A 17,465-nucleotide genomic window follows, 5' to 3' on the forward strand; every position below is an offset into this window, starting at 1 on the left:
GTGCTCAGCCGGTCGAGGGGCGCCTTGGCGGTTACGGTGCCGCGTTCCGGATCGTGTACGTCCGGCCGGCCCGGGCGTCCCAGCTCAGGACCTCGCCGTCGCGGCGCGCGCCGGGTTCGTGGCCCCGCTCGTCGTGGACGCGGTGGCGCCCGGCGACGACGGACGACCTGACCTTGATCGGCCCGGTCCTTCCGGTCCGGACGGTGATCGTGTCAGGGGCGCCGTTCGTCCAGGTGGCGCCCACGGTGACGTCGCCACGGGCGCGCAGTCCCGCCACCGAGCCGTCCTTCCACGCGGCGGGCAGCGCGGGCAGCACGTGGACCACGTCGTTCTGGCTCTGCACCAGCATCTCGGCGATCCCGGAGGTGGCGCCGAAGTTGCCGTCGAGCTGGAACGGCGGGTGGGTGTCCCACAGGTTGTCCAGGGTGGAGGTCTTCAGCTGCTCGACGAGCATCCGGTGGGCGTGGTCGCCGTCCAGCAGCCGGGCCCAGAAGTTGATCTTCCAGGCCTTGCTCCAGCCGGTGCCGCCGTCGCCGCGCCCGGTCAGGGAGACCTCGGCCGCGCGGGCCTCCGGGGTGCCCGCGACGACCTGGTGTCCCGGGTGGAGGGCGTACAGGTGGGAGACGTGCCGGTGGGTGTCGGTCGTCGCGTCCCAGTCCTCCTTCCACTCCTGGAGCTGCCCCCAGGAGCCGATCCGGATGCCCGGGTCGAGCTTCGCCAGCGCGGCGGCCGTCTCCGCCTGGAAGCCCTCGTCCACGCCGAGGGTCTTCGCCGAGGCCAGCGCGTTGGTGAGGAGCTCCCGCACGATCTGCTGGGACATCGACGCCCCGGCCGAGAAGTCGCCGTGCTCGGGCGAGTAGCTGGGCGAGACGACGAGCCGGCCGTCACGCGGGTCGGTGTGCAGGAGATCCAGCCAGAACTCGGCCGCCCCCTTGATGACCGGATAGGCGGTCTCGCGCAGGTAGTCCACGTCACCGGTGAAGCGGTAGGTGTCGTAGAGGTGCTGGGTGGTCCAGGCGGCGGCCTCCGGGAACCAGAACGCGGTGGCCCAGTCGTGCACGCCGGTGAAGCCGAACGGGTTGGTCTCGTTGTGCACCACCCAGCCGCGCGCGCCGAACATCTCCCGCGCCGTCCTGCGCCCCGGCGCGACCAGGGCCGTGATGTAGCGGTCGTACGGCCTCGTGGTCTCGTGCAGGTTGGTCTGCTCGGCCGGCCAGTAGTTCATCTGCAGGTTGATGTTGAGGTGGTAGTCGGCCGACCAGGGCGGGCTCGTCGAGTCGTTCCACACACCTTGCAGGTTCGCGGGCAGGAGGTCGTTCTCGCGGGAGGAGGAGATCAGCAGGTAGCGGCCGTAGGCGAAGAACAGCGCCTCCAGGGCCCGGTCGTCGGCGGAGGAGCCGCCGGTGTAGCTCGCGCGGAGCCGGTCGGTGGGGATCGCCGGGGTGGCCTGGCCGAGGTCCAGCCGTACCCGGTCGAACAGCTCACGGTAGTCCGCGACGTGCGCGGCCCTCAGCTCGTCGTAGCTCCTGGCGGCGGCCGCGTCGACCGCCGCGGTGACCTTGGCGTGCGGGTCCTCACCGCGGTACGCCGGGTGGACGTCGGCGTAGTCGGTGCCGGCCGACAGCACGAACACCGCGCTGTCGGCGCCGGTGACGGTGATCCTGTCGCCCGCGTCCGTACGGGTGCCGCCCTCGGCGATCACCTGCACCTGGGCCTCGAACCTCATCCCGTTGTCCGGCAGTCTGCCGCGGATGGTGAGCCGGCCGCCGGAGGCGGTAACCGTCTTGTCCTGGTGGGGCGAGGTGTGGCGGAGCGTGAACGAGATGCCGCCGCCCCGGTCGGCCGAGAGGCGGCCGACGATCACGTTGCCCGGGTTGCCGGCGAAGTACTCGCGCGTATGGGCGACGCCGTCGGCGGTGTAGCCGACCCGGGCCACGGCCTCGCCCAGGCTGAGCTCGCGGCGGTAGCCGGTGGGGCTCCGGGGAGCGCCGGCGATGTCCAGGTACAGGTCGCCGAACGTCTGGTAGGCGCCGAACCCGGTCTTCGGCCGGCCGAGCAGGGCCGCCACCTCATCGGGCGTCACCCTGCCGTCGCGGTCGATCCGCCGCCGGACCTCCGCGACGGCGTCCGGGCGGGGGCTCGTCCAGTTGCCGGAGTCGTAGCCGCCGTGGCCGGGGCCACCGGTCCACAACGTCTTCTCGTTGAACTGGATCCGCTCCGTGGCCACGCCGCCGAACACCATGGCGCCGAGCGGGCCGTTGCCGATCGGCAGGGCCTGGGTCTCCCAGTCGGTCGCGGGCTCGTCGTACCAGAGGGTCAGGCTCTCTGACGGGGGGTGGACCACCCCTAGGGAGTTAGCACCCCGAGGTGCCCCGCGGCAAGAGGCGGGAGTTCGAGGCCGAACGCGTCAAAAGAGGCGGTCCCATTCCGGTGCGTCAGGTACGGTAAGCCACCGGCGCCGGGTCGCGCGGCGCCGGGGTAAGCAGCAACTCACCCCGAACGGTCCATCCGGCACGCCTGGTCGCGCGAGGCGCGGGTAGTCGCCGGTCAACGGCCTACCTGCGGAGCAACCCGTGAACCATCCTGCGGTCACCCTGCCACGCCTCACCTCTCTGGCCCGCCAGGCGGTGCCCCGGCTGCTGGAGGGCGTGGTGGCGCCGCTCGCCGTGTTCTACGCGGCTCTCGCCCTGCTCGGGCTGACGGGCGCGCTGGTGGCGGCGGTGGCCTGGGTGTACCTGGGGGTCGCCTGGCGGCTGGTCCGCGGTGTCCGGGTGCCCGCCACGATGGTCCTCGCGGCCATCGCGATCACCGCGCGGGCCGCCGTGGGTCTCTGGACGGGGAGCTGGGTGGTGTACTTCATCCAGCCCGAGCTGGGCACGATCTGCATCAGCATGGCGTTCCTGGCCTCGGTGCGGCTCAACCGGCCGCTGGTGCAGAAGCTCACCCTCGACTACATCCACCTGCCGTCGGCCGTGCTCAAGCACGAGCGTATGCGCAGGTTCTTCGCCCGGATCACGCTGCTGTGGGGGTTCGTGCTGCTCGCCAACTCGACGGTGAGCATCTACCTGGCGCTGCACGAGTCGCTCGGCACGTTCATGCTGCTGCGCACCTCAGCCGTGGCCGCGATCAGCGGGCTGGCCGTCGCGTTCTCGATCTTCGCGTTCAAGCGGGTCCTCCGCCGCCTGCACGTGTCCCACGCCTGACCGCTCGGCCAGCAGGAACGCCCCGCACATCCCCATGACGAGACCTGTCAGCGTCTCGAAGAGCTGAACCAGCCCGAGTGCGCCGCCGGGCTCCCCGCCGAGCGGGGCACCCGTGACCGTGATGATCATCGCGTACAGGCCCCAGCCGAACATCGTGCCGCTGCCGAGCCAGGCCACCGCCACGGGCCGCCAGATCGGGCCGCGCCCTCGCGCCCGGACGACGACGAGCAGCGCCACGCCCGCGCCGATGGCGAGCAGGCCCTTCAGCCCGTCCTGGACGGCGCCGACGAAGGAGCTGGGAGCACCCGCCACGGCGGCCGGCAGTCCGGCGTCGCCACCGAACGCCCAGTACAGGCGCGCCCCGCCGAGCAGGACCGTCATCCCCAGCGCCCCCACGGCCACGACCCGCTGGAACGACGCCGACGGGCCGGCGTGACGCCGGAGGGGCGGGGCCGCCAGCGGGTACGCCCAGCGGTCGCGGGCATACAGGGCGAACGCCGTCAGCAGGCAGACGCCCTGGCCGATGAACCCGCCGTACACCATGGCGTACACCCACGGCCGGATCGGGCCGCCGGTCTCCAGCAGGGACGGGCCCTCGACGAGGAGGGCGAGCGGCACCGTCGCGACGACGATGCCGAGCAACCCGGACGCCACCCAGAGCGGCAGGAGCACCAGCCACGCGGGCAGACGCCTGCCCCAGCGCATGGTGAACGACAGGGCCAGCACCAGGGCGACGGCGTCCATGGCGAAGGTCATGGCGTTCAGCCCCACCATGGCCGGGTCGTCCAGGAACGCGGGGTCGTCGACGCCCACCGGACGGCCGGTCAGCCAGAGGGTCTTGATGGTCAGGTAGGGCAGCGTGGCGGCCATGGCCACGATCGCGGCGGTGATCCGCCCGATCCCCGGCGTGCCGGACCTTCCCGGCGCGCGGTGGTCATCGGTCGTGGGCTGTGTCATGGCTCCAGGCTCGCGGCCGGCGCGGGGCCGGACCTCCCGGTGTGAGGGGATCGCCCTCCCCCGCCCGGGGGAGCCGGTCAGACGGGGGAAGCCGCTCAGGGCAGCTTGACGGTCAGCTCGAAGCCGGTGTCCTCGCGGGGCCCGGCCGTGAGGGTGCCGCCCGCCAGCCGTACCCGCTCCCGCAGCCCCGCCAGGCCGAGGCCGCCCGGCACAGCGACGGGACGGGCCCGCGAGGGCCCGTTGCGCACGGTGACACGGCCGGGCGAGACCTCGACCGTCACCGGGGCGCCCGGCGCGTGCTTGGCCGCGTTCGTCAGCCCCTCCTGGACCACGGCGTGCGCCAGGGCGGGCGTCGCCCCCTCCGCCGGCCGCAGAGTGATCGCCATGCCGGAGGCGCGGGCCCGCTCGACCAGTGCCGCCACGTCCTCCCCCACGGGCGTCAGCGGCGGCGGCCCGGCGTCGTCGCCGAGCAGCCCGATGATCTGGCGCAGCCGCTCGGTGGCGTCCGCCGCCGCGACCCGCAGCTCGCCCGCCGCCCTCACCTGGGAGCCGTCCAGGCCGGGCGACATCTCCAGCCCCGCGGCCCGCACCGCGATGAGCGCCAGGTCGTGGCCCAGCGAGTCGTGCATGTCACGGGCGATCCTGGCCCGCTCGCGCAGCCGCGCCTGCGCCGCGACCGACAGCGCCGCCTGCTCGCGCTGCTGGAGGAGCCGCCACCGCACCAGCCCCAGCGTGTACGGCAGGGCGTAGGTGCCGAGGAGCCCGCTGGCCATCGTGATCCACGTCGCCGCCCCGCTCCCCCGCGAGACCGCGAGCCCCGCGCCCACCAGCGCCACCGCCGCGAACACGGCCAGTACGCGCCCCCGCCGCACCGGCCGCCGCCCGCACAGGTACGCGTACCCCATCACGAACGGCGAGGCCGTCACGAAGGGAAAGATCTTCACGCCCGGCAGCGCCAGCGGCCAGACGAGGTCGGAGGTGGCGAGCCCCTGCTCGAAGTGCCACGGCCCGAAGGGCAGCAGCAGCAGCACGGCGATCTCCGGCCGGCGCCTGCCGGCGGCCACGGCGAGCGCGGCGAGTGCCATCCGCGGCACGGTCCGGAGGCCGAACGCGCCCGCGTCCTCCAGCGGGTCGGGGCCCGCGGCCGCGAGCGCGACGGACAGCAGCGACCAGAGCAGCACGCAGGAGACGAGCCGGCGGCGGCTCTCGTGGCGCTGATCCTTCACGGGGATGACCGTACCCGCCGGGCCGGGACGGCGGCCCCGCCGAAAGGCACGCGGGCCCCCTGACGAAAGTCGGGGTGGGGCGCGGGCCCCCGCGGGGGTGGGGCTGGCACCACCTCGGATCCGGATACCCGCCCTGCTGTCTTCCCGCCTCCCGGCCGCTTTGATCGTAGGTGTCAGCGGCGGTCGCACCACCGACCCCTACGAAAGTCGGGGGCCCGGTGTGCCGATCGTCGGATGTGCCGTGACCTGCGGGCTTCCTATCGTGCCTAAGGTGCGGGCCCTACCCCTTCCCAGGGACATGCCCGCGCCGGACCGGGGGTTTCCCCGATGTCCCACGGCTCCTCCCGCCACCAGGCTGTGAGGCACGACGATCGGAGTCCCACGCATGTCGCACGCCATCCTCGACCTGGTCCAGCAGGCGATGTCCTCACCCTGGCTGTATGCCGCGCTGTTCGCCCTGGCGCTGCTCGACGGGTTCTTCCCGATCGTGCCCGCGGAGACGTCGGTGATCACCGCCGGGGTGTTCGCCGCGACGGGCGAGACGAACCTGGCCCTGGTGATCCTGGTGTCCGCGCTGGGGGCGTTCGCCGGTGACCACGTGTCGTACCTGATCGGCAGCAGGGCCGCCGGCCGCCTGCGCGAGCGCAGGGCGCTCGTGTGGGCGCGGCGGGCGCTGGCCGAGCGGGGCGGGCTCGTGCTGGTGATCGCCCGGTACATCCCGGGTGGACGCACCGCGACCACGCTGACCATGGGAGCCGTACGGCACCCGCTGCGCTCGTTCACGTTCTTCGACGCGATCGCCGCCTCCTCCTGGGCGGTGTACTCCGCGCTGATCGGGTTCTTCGGCGGGATGGCGTTCGAGAACGACCCGGTCAAGGGGCTGCTGCTCGGCCTCGGGATCGCCCTGTCCGTCACCGGGGTGGTCGAGCTGGTGCGCTGGGCGCGGAAGCGACGCGCCATCCAGCCTTCCCCGGAACGCCTTCCGGTGGACACGTCCGTTTGACCCTGCCCAGTGACCATCCGAAGCGAGAGGTGAGGACATGACGCTGCTGGCCGCGGTGACAGCCCTGGTCGGTTCGCTGTTCTTCGCGCTGGGCGCCGCGCTCCAGCAGTTCGAGGCGGCCGGCGCGCCCGGCGCGCGGGGGCTGCTCGCGCTGCTGCGCAGGCCGCGCTGGCTGGCGGGCGGCGCGAGCATCCTGGTGGGCGGCGGCCTGCACATCGTGGCGCTCGGCCTCGGACCGCTGACCGTGGTCCAGCCCATGGGGGTGGCCAGCCTGCTGTTCGCGCTGCCCATCGCGGCCACGCTGCACGGCCGCCGGCCCTCGCGTGCCGAGCTGGGCGCCGCCGGTCTGGTGGCGGCGGGGCTCATCGGCCTGGTGCTGCTCGTGCCGGAGTCGGCCGGGCCGACCGCGCTCAGCCCGGCCGGGGTGGTGACGCTGCTCGCGGTCTCCGGGCTGGCGGCGGCGCTGCTGTGGGCGGGCTCCCGGATCGCCTCTCCGGCGGGCCGGGCCGCCCTGCTCGCCACCAGCTCCGGAGTCCTGTACGGCGCCACCGCAACACTCATGCGGGTGCTGGTGGACGGCGCGTGGAACTGGTGGTACCTGCTCGCGCTCCCGGTGCCGGCGCTGCTGGCGCTGGCGATGCTCCAGCGGGCCTACGCCGTCGGCCACTTCGGCGTCTCGTTCGCCTCGTTGCAGATCGCCGACCCGCTCACCGCGGTGGCGTTCGGCGCGCTGCTGCTGGGCGAGCCGCTGCCGACGGGGCTCGCCCCGATCGCCGCCGCCGCGCTGACCGCGGCGGGCACCGTCGCGCTGGCCAGGACCACTCCCCTGGAGGCGCGCCCCTGACGCTCGCCCCCTGCCCTTCCTCCTTCCTTCCCTCGACGACCGTCCCCCCTGAAACGGAGCTCCTCCCCATGGCCATGCCCCTCTCCAACGCCGCCACCATCACCCACAGCGCCGACGTCGCCGAGGCCGGGCTCGCCCCCGTCGCCGAGCGGCCGCGCCGCGTCCTCATCTCCACCGACACCTATCCCCCCGACGTGAACGGCACGGCGTACTTCACCCACCGCCTGGCCACCGGCCTGGCCGCGCGCGGCAACGAGGTACACGTGATCTGCCAGTCGGACGCGGGCCCCGCCGGCGCGGACGTGGTCGAGGGCGTCATCGTCCACCGGCTGCGCTCCGCCCCGCTGGTCGTCCACCCCACGATGCGGGTCACGGTCCCCACCCGCCTGGACCGGTTGATGGCCTCCATCGACCCCGACGTGCTGCACAGCCAGGGCCACTTCGTGGTGGGGCGCGCCGCCATCGCCGCCGCCCGCCGCCGCGGGGTTCCCGTCGTCGCCACCAACCACTTCATGCCCGACAACCTCTTCCAGTTCGGCCACATCCCCGCCGGGCTGCGCGAGCGCGCGGGCCGGCTCGCCTGGCGCGACTTCAACCGGGTCTTCCGCCGGGCCGACCGCGTCACCACGCCCACGCCGCTGGCCGCCGGGCTGCTGCGCGACCAGGGCTTCACGGGCGACGTCGAGCCGGTGTCGTGCGGCATCGACCTGGCCCGCTTCCACCCCCACACCGAGCCGAAGCAGTGGGCGCGCAGGCTGTTCGACCTGCCGGACCGGCCCACCGTGCTGTTCGTCGGCCGCCTGGACGAGGAGAAGCACCTCGGCGAGCTGGTGCGGGCGCTGCCGCACGTGCTCAACACCACCGACGCGCAGGTGGCGCTGGTGGGCCGCGGCAACCAGCGGGAGGTGCTGGAGCGCCTGGCCGGGCGGATCGGCGTGGCCGAGCGGGTGCGCTTCCTCGGGTTCGTGCCCGACGAGAACATGCCGCAGGCGTTCGCGGCGGCCGACGTGTTCGCGATGCCGGGCGTGGCGGAGCTGCAGAGCATCGCGACGCTGGAGGCGATGGCCTCCGGGCTGCCCGTGGTCGCCGCGAACGCGATGGCGCTGCCGCACCTGGTGAACGGCAACGGCTACCTGTTCGAGCCCGGCGACGTCGTCGGGCTGGCGAGCCACTTGACCGCCATCCTCACCAACGGCGAGCTGCGCGCCCGCCTCGGCCGGACCAGCCGCGAGCTCGCCCGGACGCACGACCACCAGGTGTCGCTGGCCCGCTTCGAGCAGATCTATGACGAGGTGACGCGATGAGCGAGCCGTCCCGGGCGACGCTCGGCGGTGCCGTGGCGGCCACGGTCGCCGCCGCCGGGGCGCTGGGCTACACGGAGGTGGCGCTGCCCGCGCAGCCGCTGATCAGCGACTACGCCCTGGTGCCCGGAGGGACGATCCCGGTGCTGGGCGGCATGCTGGCCCTGGCCGTGGCCTGCGTCTTCCTGGCGTACGGGCTGGCGCAGCGCGAGCCGTCCCGCTCCGCCGCCGCCCGGGTGCTGCTGGTGGCCGCGGCGGGCGGCCTGATGCTGGGCGCGGTCTTCCCGACCGATCCGGCCGCCTCGGAGATCTCCTCGATGGCCGGGGAGATCCACCGGTGGGCGTCCGCCGTCGTCTTCACCGCCCTGCCGGTCGCCGGCTGGACCCTGGCCCGCGACGCCTCGGCGCCGCGCCGGCGCTCGGGCCCGCACGGCTCCGGCGCCTCCCGCTGGAACGCCGTCCGGGCCGTGAGCGTCACGTCCGCGCTGGTGCTGGCCGCGTTCCTGGCCGCCCACCCGGCCTCCTTCCTGTCTCCGCTGATCGGCGGCGACGCCTACTACGGGCTGCTCGAACGGGGGCTGGTGGTGTCGGAGATCGCCCTCGTCGCCCTCATGGCGCTGGCCGCGGCCCGCCGCGGGCGCACCGCCGTCCCGGACAACGCCTCCTCCCTGACCTCCTCACCGGCTGAGCCCACCCTTCCTGAGCCCGTCGTCCCCCGCGTCCCCGCGACCGGGCGTGATCGGGGCGGAAGCGTGGCGGCCTGACCTTCTCCGGCGTCCCCGGGCGCGCGGCATGCTTCGGCCGTGGTCGAAGGATTCCGCGCCTAACGTGGAGCGCATGGTCATCACACGTCACGCCGAGGCCCGGGCAGTGCTCGCGGACACCCGGTACGTCCCGCCGCCCGTACGCCAGGACGCGCCGCCGTACACGCTGGGCTGGCTCAGGGCGCGGGTGTCGCGGTTCAGCAGCGGCGAGACGCACGCGGAGCGGCGCCGGGCCCTGGAGGAGCGGCTGGCGGAGCTCGACCCGGCCGCGCTGCGGAGGCGGGCCCGCGAGGTGACGCTGGAGCGGGGCGGCGAGTGGAGGGGCGTGCCCACGCGGGTGCTGGCCGCCGCCCTCGGAGTCCGCGCACCGGTCCCGCTGGTGGAGGCGGTCGCCGCCGGCTACCTGTCCGGCGAGGAGAGCCCCGCGGCGGACGCGGCGGTGGCCGAGCTGGCCGGGCTGCTCGGCGACGGGCCGTCCGCGATCACGGACCTGACGCTGTTGCTCCAGGCCCACGCCGCCACCGAGGGACTCATCGCGAACACCCTCACCCACCGCGAACCCGCCGGCGTCGAAGGGCTGCTGCGCGAGACGCTGCGCCACGACCCGCCGCTCAGGGCGACCCGCCGGGTGGACCGGGCCACCGGTGAGGAGATCGTCATCGACCTCGTCGCCGCCAACCGCGACCCCGCCGTGTTCGCCGAGCCGGAGCGGTTCGACGCCGCCAGGGATGAGACCCCGCATCTGACGTTCGGCCACGGCGTGCGGCCCTGCCCCGCCTCGGCCCACGCGCTCGCGCTCGCGGCGGGTGTCCTAGACGCGCTCCGCCCCGCGCCCACCGCCCCGGCGGCGTCCCCGGCCCCGTTGCCCGCTTCCGCGCCCAAGGAGAACTCGTGAGCTTCCATGACCTGCACCGGCCCGGCGACCCGCTGCTGCTCCCCAACGCCTGGGACTACGGCTCCGCCGCCGCGCTCGCCGCCCAGGGGTTCGCCGCGATCGGCACCACCAGCCTCGGCGTGGCCGCCGTGCACGGCCGGCCGGACGCCGCGGGCGCCACCCGGGCGGAGACCGTCGAGCTGGCCCAGCAGATGTCGGGCCTCGATGTCATGGTGACCGTGGACATCGAGGGCGGCTTCAGCGACGACCCGGCCCAGGTGTCGGACCTGGTGGCGTCGCTGGCGGCGCTCGGCGTGGCCGGGGTGAACCTGGAGGACGGCCGGCCCGACGGGACGCTCCGCCCCATGACCCTCCAGCAGGAGATCATCGAGGCCGCGCTGGGTCATGGGGTGTTCGTGAACGCCCGTACCGACACGTGCTGGCTCAAGACGGGCGACACGCTGGAGCGCGTGCGCGCCTACGGGCACGCGGACGGCGTCTTCGTCCCCGGACTGGGCGACCCCGGCGAGATCGCCGAGGTGGTCGCCGCCACACCGCTGCCGCTCAACGTCCTTTACCAGCCCGGCGGGCCGTCGCTGGCGCGCCTGGCCGAGGCGGGCGTGGCGCGGGTCAGCACGGGGTCGCTGCTCTACCGCGCCTCCCTGCAGGGGGCGCTGGCCGCGGTGCTGGCCGTCCAGGGGCGGCCGAGCCCGCCCGTGCCGTCGTACGCGGACGTCACCGCGCTGCTGCCGCGGTCCTGACGCCCGTAGGAGACCGGCCACGTCGGTCGGCCGGTCCGGAGGAGCCCCGCCGTCGCCGGGTCCGGCCGGGATAATCGGGGTATGCGCTTCGAGATCCTTGGCCCGGCGCGGGTCCTGGGCGAGGACCGGGAGCCGGTCCCGCTCGGCGGCCCCCGTCTGCGGGCGCTGCTCGCCCTGCTGGCGCTCGACGCGGGCCGGGTCGTCGGAGCGGACCTGCTGGTCGACGGCCTGTACGGCGAGCTGCCCCCGGAGGGCGTGGCGAACGCGCTGCAGTCCCAGGTGTCGCGGCTGCGCCGGGCCCTCGGCAGGGAGCGGGTGGAGTTCCACCCGGCGGGCTACCGGCTGGTGGCGGACCCGGAGGACGTGGACGCCCACCGCTTCGCGCGGCTCGCCGCCGAGGGCAGGCGGGCGCTCGCCGCCGGGGACGCCCGCCGCGCGGCCGGGCTGCTGCACGAGGCCCTGGGCCTGTGGCGCGGCAGGCCCCTGGCAGACGTCCCGCACGCCGGGCCCGCCGCCGCCGGGCTGGAGGAGCTGCGGCTGGCGGCCACCGAGGACCGTATCCAGGCCGACCTGGAGCTGGGGCGGCACCGGGAGCTGGTGGCCGAGCTGCGCCGGCTCACCGCCGCCCATCCGCTGCGCGAGCGGCCGCACTCCCAGCTCATGCGCGCCCTGTACGGCGACGGGCGGCAGGCGGAGGCGCTGACCGCGTACGAGCAGGTCAGGCGGGTCCTCGATGACGAGCTGGGCGTCGAGCCCGGCCCCGAGCTGTCGGCCACACACGTGGCCGTCCTGCGGGGCGACCTGTCCCTGACGCCGGCCGCGGGTCGCCCCGTGGCCGGACAGGTGCGCGCCGGGGAGGGGGGCGACGCCGGAGGCGGACAGCGGTACGGGGTGCGGGCGCAGCTCACCAGCTTCGTGGGCCGGGCCGAGGAGCTGCGCCAGGTCGGCGCGTACCTGCGGGAGACGCGGCTCGTCACCCTGGTCGGCGCGGGCGGCGCCGGCAAGACGCGGCTGGCCCAGGAGGCCGCCGGCCGCGCGGACGGCGACGTCTGCGTCGTGCAGCTCGCGCCGCTGGCGGTCGGCGGGGACGTGCCGAAGGCGGTGCTCACGGCCCTGGGCGTCCGCGAGCCGCTGCTGTCCGGCCCGGGACGCCCGGCCGGTGACCCGGTCGCCCGGCTGGTGGCCGCGCTGGCGGGCCGGGACCTGCTGCTCGTCCTCGACAACTGCGAGCACCTCGTCGAGGCCGCCGCCGAGCTGACCGACGCGCTGCTGGCCGCCTGCCCGGCGCTGCGGGTGCTGGCGACGAGCCGCGAGGCGCTCGGCATCACCGGCGAGCGGGTGCTGCCCGTGGCGCCGCTGAGGCTGCCGCCGCCCGGCGCGGCCGGTCTGCTCGGCCACCCCGACGACCTGCTCGGCTACCCGGCCGTCCGGCTGTTCGCCGACCGGGCGGCGGCGGTGCGGCCCGGCTTCGCCGTGGACGCGGCCAACGCCGCGGTGGTGGCGGGCGTGTGCCGAGCGCTCGACGGGCTGCCGCTGGCGATCGAGCTGGCCGCGGCCCGGCTGCGCACGATCAGCCTGGACGACGTCGCGGCACGGCTGGACGACAGGTTCCGTCTGCTGGCGAAGGGCAGCCGCACCGCGCTGCCCCGGCACCAGACGCTGCGCGGCGTGGTCGCGTGGAGCTGGGACCTGCTCGGCGAGAGCGAGCAGCGGCTGGCCAGGCGGCTGGCCGTGTTCGCCGGAGGCGCGACTGCCGAGGCCGCCGAGCGGGTGTGCGGGGTGTCCGAGGAGGTGCTGTTCGCGCTGGCCGACAAGTCGCTGGTCGAGGTCGTGGACGGGCGCTACCGGATGCTGGAGACGATCCGGGCCTTCTGCGCCGAGCGGCTCGCCGAGGCGGGTGAGACCGAGGCGGTGCGCGCCGCCCACGCCACGTACTACCTGGACCTGGCGCTCACCGCCGACCGGCACGTGCGCCGGGCCGAGCAGCTCGCCTGGCTGGCCCGGCTCGACGCGGAGAGCGGCGACCTCGACGCGGCCGTGCGCTGGGCCGCCGAGACGGGCCACACCGAGCTGGGCCTGCGGCTGCTGGCGGCCGCAGCCTGCTACTGGTGGATGCGGGGACACCGGCTGACCTGCGCGGAGCTGGCCCAGGCGGTGCTGGCCGCGGCGCCCGCGCGGGCGCCCGAGGGGCTGGAGGAGGAGTACGGGATGTGCGTCCTCGTCGCCGCGTGGGGCGGCGAGCCGGACACGTCGCTCCAGGCGCGGCTGGCGGAGCTGCGGCTGCTGCTGCCGCCGGACCTCCTGCCCGCGCGGGTGGAGTTCCTCGCCCTGGTGCTGCCGATGTTCGTCGGTCCGCCGGAGGACGTGGAACGGTTGCGGGAGCTCTGGGCCGGCGCCGGGCAGTCGATGACGCCCTGGTCGCGGGCGCTGTCGTACTGCGGGATGGCGCTGGTCGAGCAGTTCGCGGGGCACCTGGACGAGGCGAGGACGGAGTTCGGGCGGGCGCTGGCCGCCTTCCGGGAGCTGGGCGAGCGCTGGGGGACGACCCTGGTGCTGTCCGGGCTCGGGGACCTGGCGTTCGCTCAGGGCGACTACGCCACCGTGTACGAGCTGGCCGGGCAGGCGCTGGAGACGGCGCGTGAGCTGGGCGCCGTGCCGGACGTGGCGCAGAGCCTGTGCCTGCGCGCGGACGCGGCGGTACGCCTGGGCGACGCCGAGGGCGCGCGGGCCGGGTACGAGCGCGCGGACGAGCTGGCGCGGCGGGTCGCCTCCAGCGAGACGACGGCCCGGGCGCAGGTGGGGCTCGGGGAGGTGGCGATGCGGCGGGGCGACCTCGCCGAGGCGCGGGCCCGCCTGGAACAGGCGCTGGCCGAGTGCCCCCACGGCTGGTACAGCGCCGAGGACACCCGCGCCCGCATCCTCACGAGCCTGGAGGAGCTGGGCGAGCTGGAGCGGTCGCCGGCCCCGCCGAGGCACGTGACGGAGGCCGCCGAGGCGGCGGGGACGTAACCCGGGGCGGCTCAGGGGGCGGCGCCGGCCGGGCAGGTGTGGGCGCGGAAGGGGGTGAGGAGGCGCAGGCGGCGGCCGATCGTCCGGGCCAGCCCCTCGATGGCCTGGATGCCCTGCCCCTCGCCGGCCTGCTGGTCGGTCTGCACGGACAGGAGCAGGTCGCGGCCGTCCCCGGTGATGCGGCCGTAGCTGGTGACGGCCCACGTGTCGTGCACGAACGGCCGCGCCGTCCAGCCGTTCTTGAGCGCCACCCGGTCGTGCGGACGGGCGGCGGCGCTGACGCCCCACGCCTGGTCGGCCTGGACGCGGCCCATCAGCCCGAGGATCGTCCGGCGGGCCGGCGGGGCGAGGCCCTCGCCTCCGTCGACGAGGAGTCTGAGCAGCCGGAGCCGGTCGGCGGGGCTGGTGGTCGTGCCGCCCCAGTACCTGCCCGGTCCCGGCACGGTCTCGCGCAGGCCGACCCGGCGGTAGAAGGCGCTCATGCCCTCGCCCGCGCCGACCCGCGCCCACAGCGCGTCGGCGGCCAGGTTGTCGCTCTCCCTGATCATGCGGGAGGCGAGGTCCTGCTCGGCGGCGTCGAGGCTCGGGCGGCGCAGCATCAGCGCGGTCAGGATGTCCACCTTGGCGCCGCTGGCCGTGATGATGTCGTGCTCGTGCTCGCCCTGGCCCAGCCGGACGCCCGTCACCAGGTCGTGCGCGGCGAACACCACCCGCCCCGGGCGTCCGGCCACGTAGCGGCGCAGGTCGGCCGTCAGCTCGGCGCGGGCCGCGGCGCCCGCCACGGGGTCGGGAAGCCTGAGCAGGCACCGCGCGGCCCGGACCCGCTCGCCGGCCGCCTCGACCACCGGCGGCAGAGTCCTCGCCGGCTGATCCTCGCAGCCGGCGAACCACGGCGGACCGAGCAGCAGCATGGCAGCCGCGGACCACGTCACGCGCACGCGCCCCACCCCCTGTGAGATCACCGGGGGTTCAGCCGGTCTTCTCCCCGCGCGCCCGCCTCGCCACACCTCCGCCTCGCCACACCTCCTGCCGCTCCACGGCAGGAGCGCTCAGAGGTGAGCGTCGAGGAACGCGGCGGTGGCCTCCACGGCCTGGGTGACGTAGGGCTCCTGGTCGTAGAGGTCGATGTGCCGCTTGGCGTCCAGCCAGACCAGCCGCTTCGGCTCGTCCAGCCTCCGGTACGCCTCCTCGGCGCCCTCGGGCGAGCAGAACCGGTCGACCACCCCGTGGACGATCAGCGCGGGCTTGGGCGACAGGAAGTCGGCGCCCATCATGTTGTCCACGGTGATCAGCTCCCGCACGCTGGCCCGCGTGACCTCGTTGGACCAGTGCGGGGAGGCGCTGCGCGGGCCACCGTAGTAGGCGTACGGCTCGTCGCCGGGCATGGCGGCCTCCCCCTCCTCCGCCACGGCGGGGAGGTACTCGACCGGCCCGCCGTGGTCCTGCCGCTCCAGGGTCTCCCCCAGAGTGGCCAGCGCCGCCTGGTAGTCCATGCCGGAACGCATCGTGTACGGGTTGTTGTACGCCCCGGCGATCCCGGCGAAGACCTTCACCCGAGGCTCGAAAGCCGCAAATTTCAGGGCATATCCAGCGCCAAGGCAGATGCCCACGGCCCCGATCCGCTCCCCGTCCACCTCCGGCCGCGACCGCAGCAGCGACACCGCCGCCCGCAGGTCGTGCAGCTTGCCCTGCGGGTCCTCGTGCCGCCGGGGCCGCCCGCCGGACTCGCCCCAGTTGCGGTGGTCGAAGGCCAGCGTGACGTACCCGAGGCGGGTCAGCCGCTCCGCGTACAGCCCGGTCACCTGGTCGCGCACCCCGGTGAAGGGGCCGGTGAGCACCAGCCCCGGACGCGGCCCCTCGGCCTCCGGCACCCTCAGCTCGCCGGCCAGCGTGACCTCGTCGGCCTGGAAGTCGATTCTCATGCCCCCAGTGTGCGGGCCGCGGGGATCGCCCGCGGCCCGCACAGGGAGCGGATCAGGAGTCGAAGCCCAGCCCCATCCGGTCGAGGGCGCGCAGCCACAGGTTGCGCCGGCCCTCGTGCCGGTCGGCCTGCGCGATCGACCAGCGGGTGAACTGGATCACCCCCGACCGCATCGGCTCCGGCGGGAACGGCACCGGCTTCTCCTTGACCATGCGCAGCTCGGTCCGCTCCGTGCGCTCGCCCGACAGCAGGTCCAGCATCACGTTGGCGCCGAACCGGGTGGCTCCCACGCCCATGCCGGTGTAGCCGGCCGCGTACGCGAGCCGCCCGCCGTGCGCCTGCCCGTAGAAGGCGCTGAACCGGCTGCACGTGTCGATCACGCCGCCCCAGCGGTGCGTGAAGCGCACCCCGGCGAGCTGCGGGAACGTGGCGAAGAAGTGCCGCGCCAGCGTGGCGAAGGTCTCGTCGCGCTGGTCGTACTCCGGCTTGACCAGGCCCCCGTTGTAGTAGACGGCGTCGTAGCCGCCCCACAGGATCCGGTTGTCCTCGGTGAGCCGGTAGTAGTGGAACCGGTTGGCCGAGTCGCCGACGCCCTGCCGGTTGCGCCAGCCGAGGGCGCCGAGCTGGGACGGGGTGAGCGGCTCGGTCATCAGCGCGTAGTCGTAGACCGGCACCACGAAGTGCCTGAGCCGCCGCAACAGCGGCGGGAACACCCCGGTGCCGAGCGCGACCCGGCGCCCGGAGGCGACGCCGTGCGGAGTGCGCAGGCTGAGCGTGACGCCGTCGTCCTCCAGCGAGCGCACCGGGCTGCGCTCGTACACGCGCACGCCGAGCCGCAGGCACGCCTCGCGCAGCCCCCACGCCAGCCGGGCGGGGTCGAGCATGGCGCAGCCTCTGCGGTCCCACAGACCGCCCAGGTAGGTGGGCGAGTCCAGCTCGGCCCGCACCTGGTCGCGGTCCAGCGGGACGTGGTCGAGGCCGAGGTCGGCGATGAGGCCGAGGTGCTCGTTCAGGCCCTCCAGCTGCCAGGGCTCGGTGGCGACGTTCAGCTCACCGGTGCGCTCGAAGGCGCAGTCGATGCCGTAACGCCCCAGGGTCGCCTCGATCTCGTCGAGGTTGTCCACGCCCAGCCGTTCCAGCCGGGCGATCTCGTCCGGCCAGCGCTCCAGCCCGTTGGCCAGGCCATGGGTGAGGGTCGCCATGCAGAACCCGCCGTTGCGGCCCGAGGCCGCCCAGCCGATCCTGCGCCCCTCCAGCAGGACGACGTCCTGCTCCGGGTCCCGTTCCTTGGCCATCAGGGCGGTCCACAGCCCCGAGAAGCCTCCGCCGACGACGACCAGGTCGGCGCTCGTGTGTCCGAAGAGCCGCGGCAGCGGCTCGGGTCTGGCCGGGGTGTCCAGCCAGTACGGCTTGCGCTCCGCGTCAGCAAGCGCCTTCAGCGGATCCACAAATCCCACTTCCCTACGAAAATCAGAGTTCTATGAAAAATTGCGGGATCTCAAAGGGTTGATCACCGCGCGGGTTCCCCCCGCCGGTATCCGATCTCGCCTCCCTGTTCTTGGCCGGAGTACGCCGAACCCCCCGCGGGACCGCGGGGGGAAG

At 74.8% G+C, this 17,465-nt stretch carries 14 protein-coding genes; 8 read left to right on the top strand and 6 right to left on the bottom strand.

Annotated features, from left to right (window positions below; genetic code table 11):
* Positions 1 to 31 precede the first annotated feature (31 nt).
* Positions 32 to 2,344 carry a glycosyl hydrolase family 95 catalytic domain-containing protein gene (locus ACIBG4_RS40105; RefSeq protein ID WP_397207597.1) on the bottom strand — a complete coding sequence of 771 codons (2,313 nt, stop codon included), beginning with the start codon at positions 2,342 to 2,344 and terminating at the stop codon, positions 32 to 34.
* A 229-nt stretch (positions 2,345 to 2,573) separates the two neighbouring features.
* Between ACIBG4_RS40105 and ACIBG4_RS40110 the strand changes: the two genes are divergently transcribed.
* Positions 2,574 to 3,203: a VC0807 family protein gene (locus ACIBG4_RS40110; protein ID WP_310710770.1), complete on the top strand. Its 630-nt coding sequence runs from the start codon at positions 2,574 to 2,576 to the stop codon at positions 3,201 to 3,203.
* Here the strand turns inward: ACIBG4_RS40110 and ACIBG4_RS40115 are convergent.
* Positions 3,111 to 4,160, bottom strand: a complete 1,050-nt coding sequence (locus ACIBG4_RS40115) for a hypothetical protein (RefSeq protein WP_397207600.1) — start codon at positions 4,158 to 4,160, stop codon at positions 3,111 to 3,113. The two genes, ACIBG4_RS40110 and ACIBG4_RS40115, sit on opposite strands and share 93 nt — an antisense overlap.
* Before the next feature lie 95 nt (positions 4,161 to 4,255).
* Entirely contained in the window at positions 4,256 to 5,386 is a 1,131-nt protein-coding gene (locus ACIBG4_RS40120; RefSeq protein WP_397207602.1) for a sensor histidine kinase, read from the bottom strand.
* Between the two features lie 385 nt (positions 5,387 to 5,771).
* Between ACIBG4_RS40120 and ACIBG4_RS40125 the strand changes: the two genes are divergently transcribed.
* From ACIBG4_RS40125 to ACIBG4_RS40155, 7 genes are all read left to right on the top strand, one after another.
* On the top strand, positions 5,772 to 6,389 hold the full coding sequence (locus tag ACIBG4_RS40125; RefSeq protein WP_397207604.1) for a DedA family protein: 618 nt from the start codon (positions 5,772 to 5,774) through the stop codon (positions 6,387 to 6,389).
* Between the two features lie 37 nt (positions 6,390 to 6,426).
* Positions 6,427 to 7,233, top strand: a complete 807-nt coding sequence (locus tag ACIBG4_RS40130) for a DMT family transporter (RefSeq protein ID WP_397207606.1) — start codon at positions 6,427 to 6,429, stop codon at positions 7,231 to 7,233.
* Positions 7,234 to 7,301: 68 nt separating this feature from the next.
* Positions 7,302 to 8,537, top strand: a complete 1,236-nt coding sequence (locus ACIBG4_RS40135; RefSeq protein ID WP_397207608.1) for a glycosyltransferase — start codon at positions 7,302 to 7,304, stop codon at positions 8,535 to 8,537.
* The gene (locus ACIBG4_RS40140) at positions 8,534 to 9,298 is read left to right on the top strand and encodes a DUF998 domain-containing protein (RefSeq protein WP_397207610.1); all 765 of its coding nucleotides are present in this window, start codon (positions 8,534 to 8,536) and stop codon (positions 9,296 to 9,298) included. The genes ACIBG4_RS40135 and ACIBG4_RS40140 overlap by 4 nt, the downstream gene beginning before the upstream one ends.
* A gap of 73 nt (positions 9,299 to 9,371) precedes the next feature.
* Complete coding sequence (locus ACIBG4_RS40145) at positions 9,372 to 10,193, top strand: cytochrome P450 (RefSeq protein ID WP_397207612.1); 822 nt, start codon at positions 9,372 to 9,374, stop codon at positions 10,191 to 10,193.
* Positions 10,190 to 10,933 carry an isocitrate lyase/phosphoenolpyruvate mutase family protein gene (locus tag ACIBG4_RS40150; protein ID WP_397207614.1) on the top strand — a complete coding sequence of 248 codons (744 nt, stop codon included), beginning with the start codon at positions 10,190 to 10,192 and terminating at the stop codon, positions 10,931 to 10,933. The genes ACIBG4_RS40145 and ACIBG4_RS40150 overlap by 4 nt, the downstream gene beginning before the upstream one ends.
* Positions 10,934 to 11,014: 81 nt before the next feature.
* Positions 11,015 to 13,942, top strand: a complete 2,928-nt coding sequence (locus tag ACIBG4_RS40155; RefSeq protein WP_397207616.1) for an AfsR/SARP family transcriptional regulator — start codon at positions 11,015 to 11,017, stop codon at positions 13,940 to 13,942.
* Between the two features lie 11 nt (positions 13,943 to 13,953).
* Here ACIBG4_RS40155 and ACIBG4_RS40160 read toward each other — a convergent pair whose 3' ends face one another.
* The 3 genes from ACIBG4_RS40160 to ACIBG4_RS40170 form a co-directional block, all read right to left on the bottom strand.
* Positions 13,954 to 14,880 carry a serine hydrolase gene (locus ACIBG4_RS40160; RefSeq protein WP_397207618.1) on the bottom strand — a complete coding sequence of 309 codons (927 nt, stop codon included), beginning with the start codon at positions 14,878 to 14,880 and terminating at the stop codon, positions 13,954 to 13,956.
* A gap of 111 nt (positions 14,881 to 14,991) precedes the next feature.
* A complete protein-coding gene (locus ACIBG4_RS40165; RefSeq protein ID WP_397207620.1) occupies positions 14,992 to 15,864 on the bottom strand; it encodes an alpha/beta hydrolase in 873 nt (290 codons plus the stop codon).
* Between the two features lie 52 nt (positions 15,865 to 15,916).
* Positions 15,917 to 17,311, bottom strand: coding sequence for an NAD(P)/FAD-dependent oxidoreductase (locus tag ACIBG4_RS40170; RefSeq protein ID WP_397207692.1), 1,395 nt, complete (start codon positions 17,309 to 17,311; stop codon positions 15,917 to 15,919).
* Positions 17,312 to 17,465: the final 154 nt, after the last annotated feature.

It is taken from the genome of Nonomuraea sp. NPDC050383 (assembly GCF_044459125.1).
In the GTDB taxonomy this organism is placed as follows: domain Bacteria; phylum Actinomycetota; class Actinomycetes; order Streptosporangiales; family Streptosporangiaceae; genus Nonomuraea.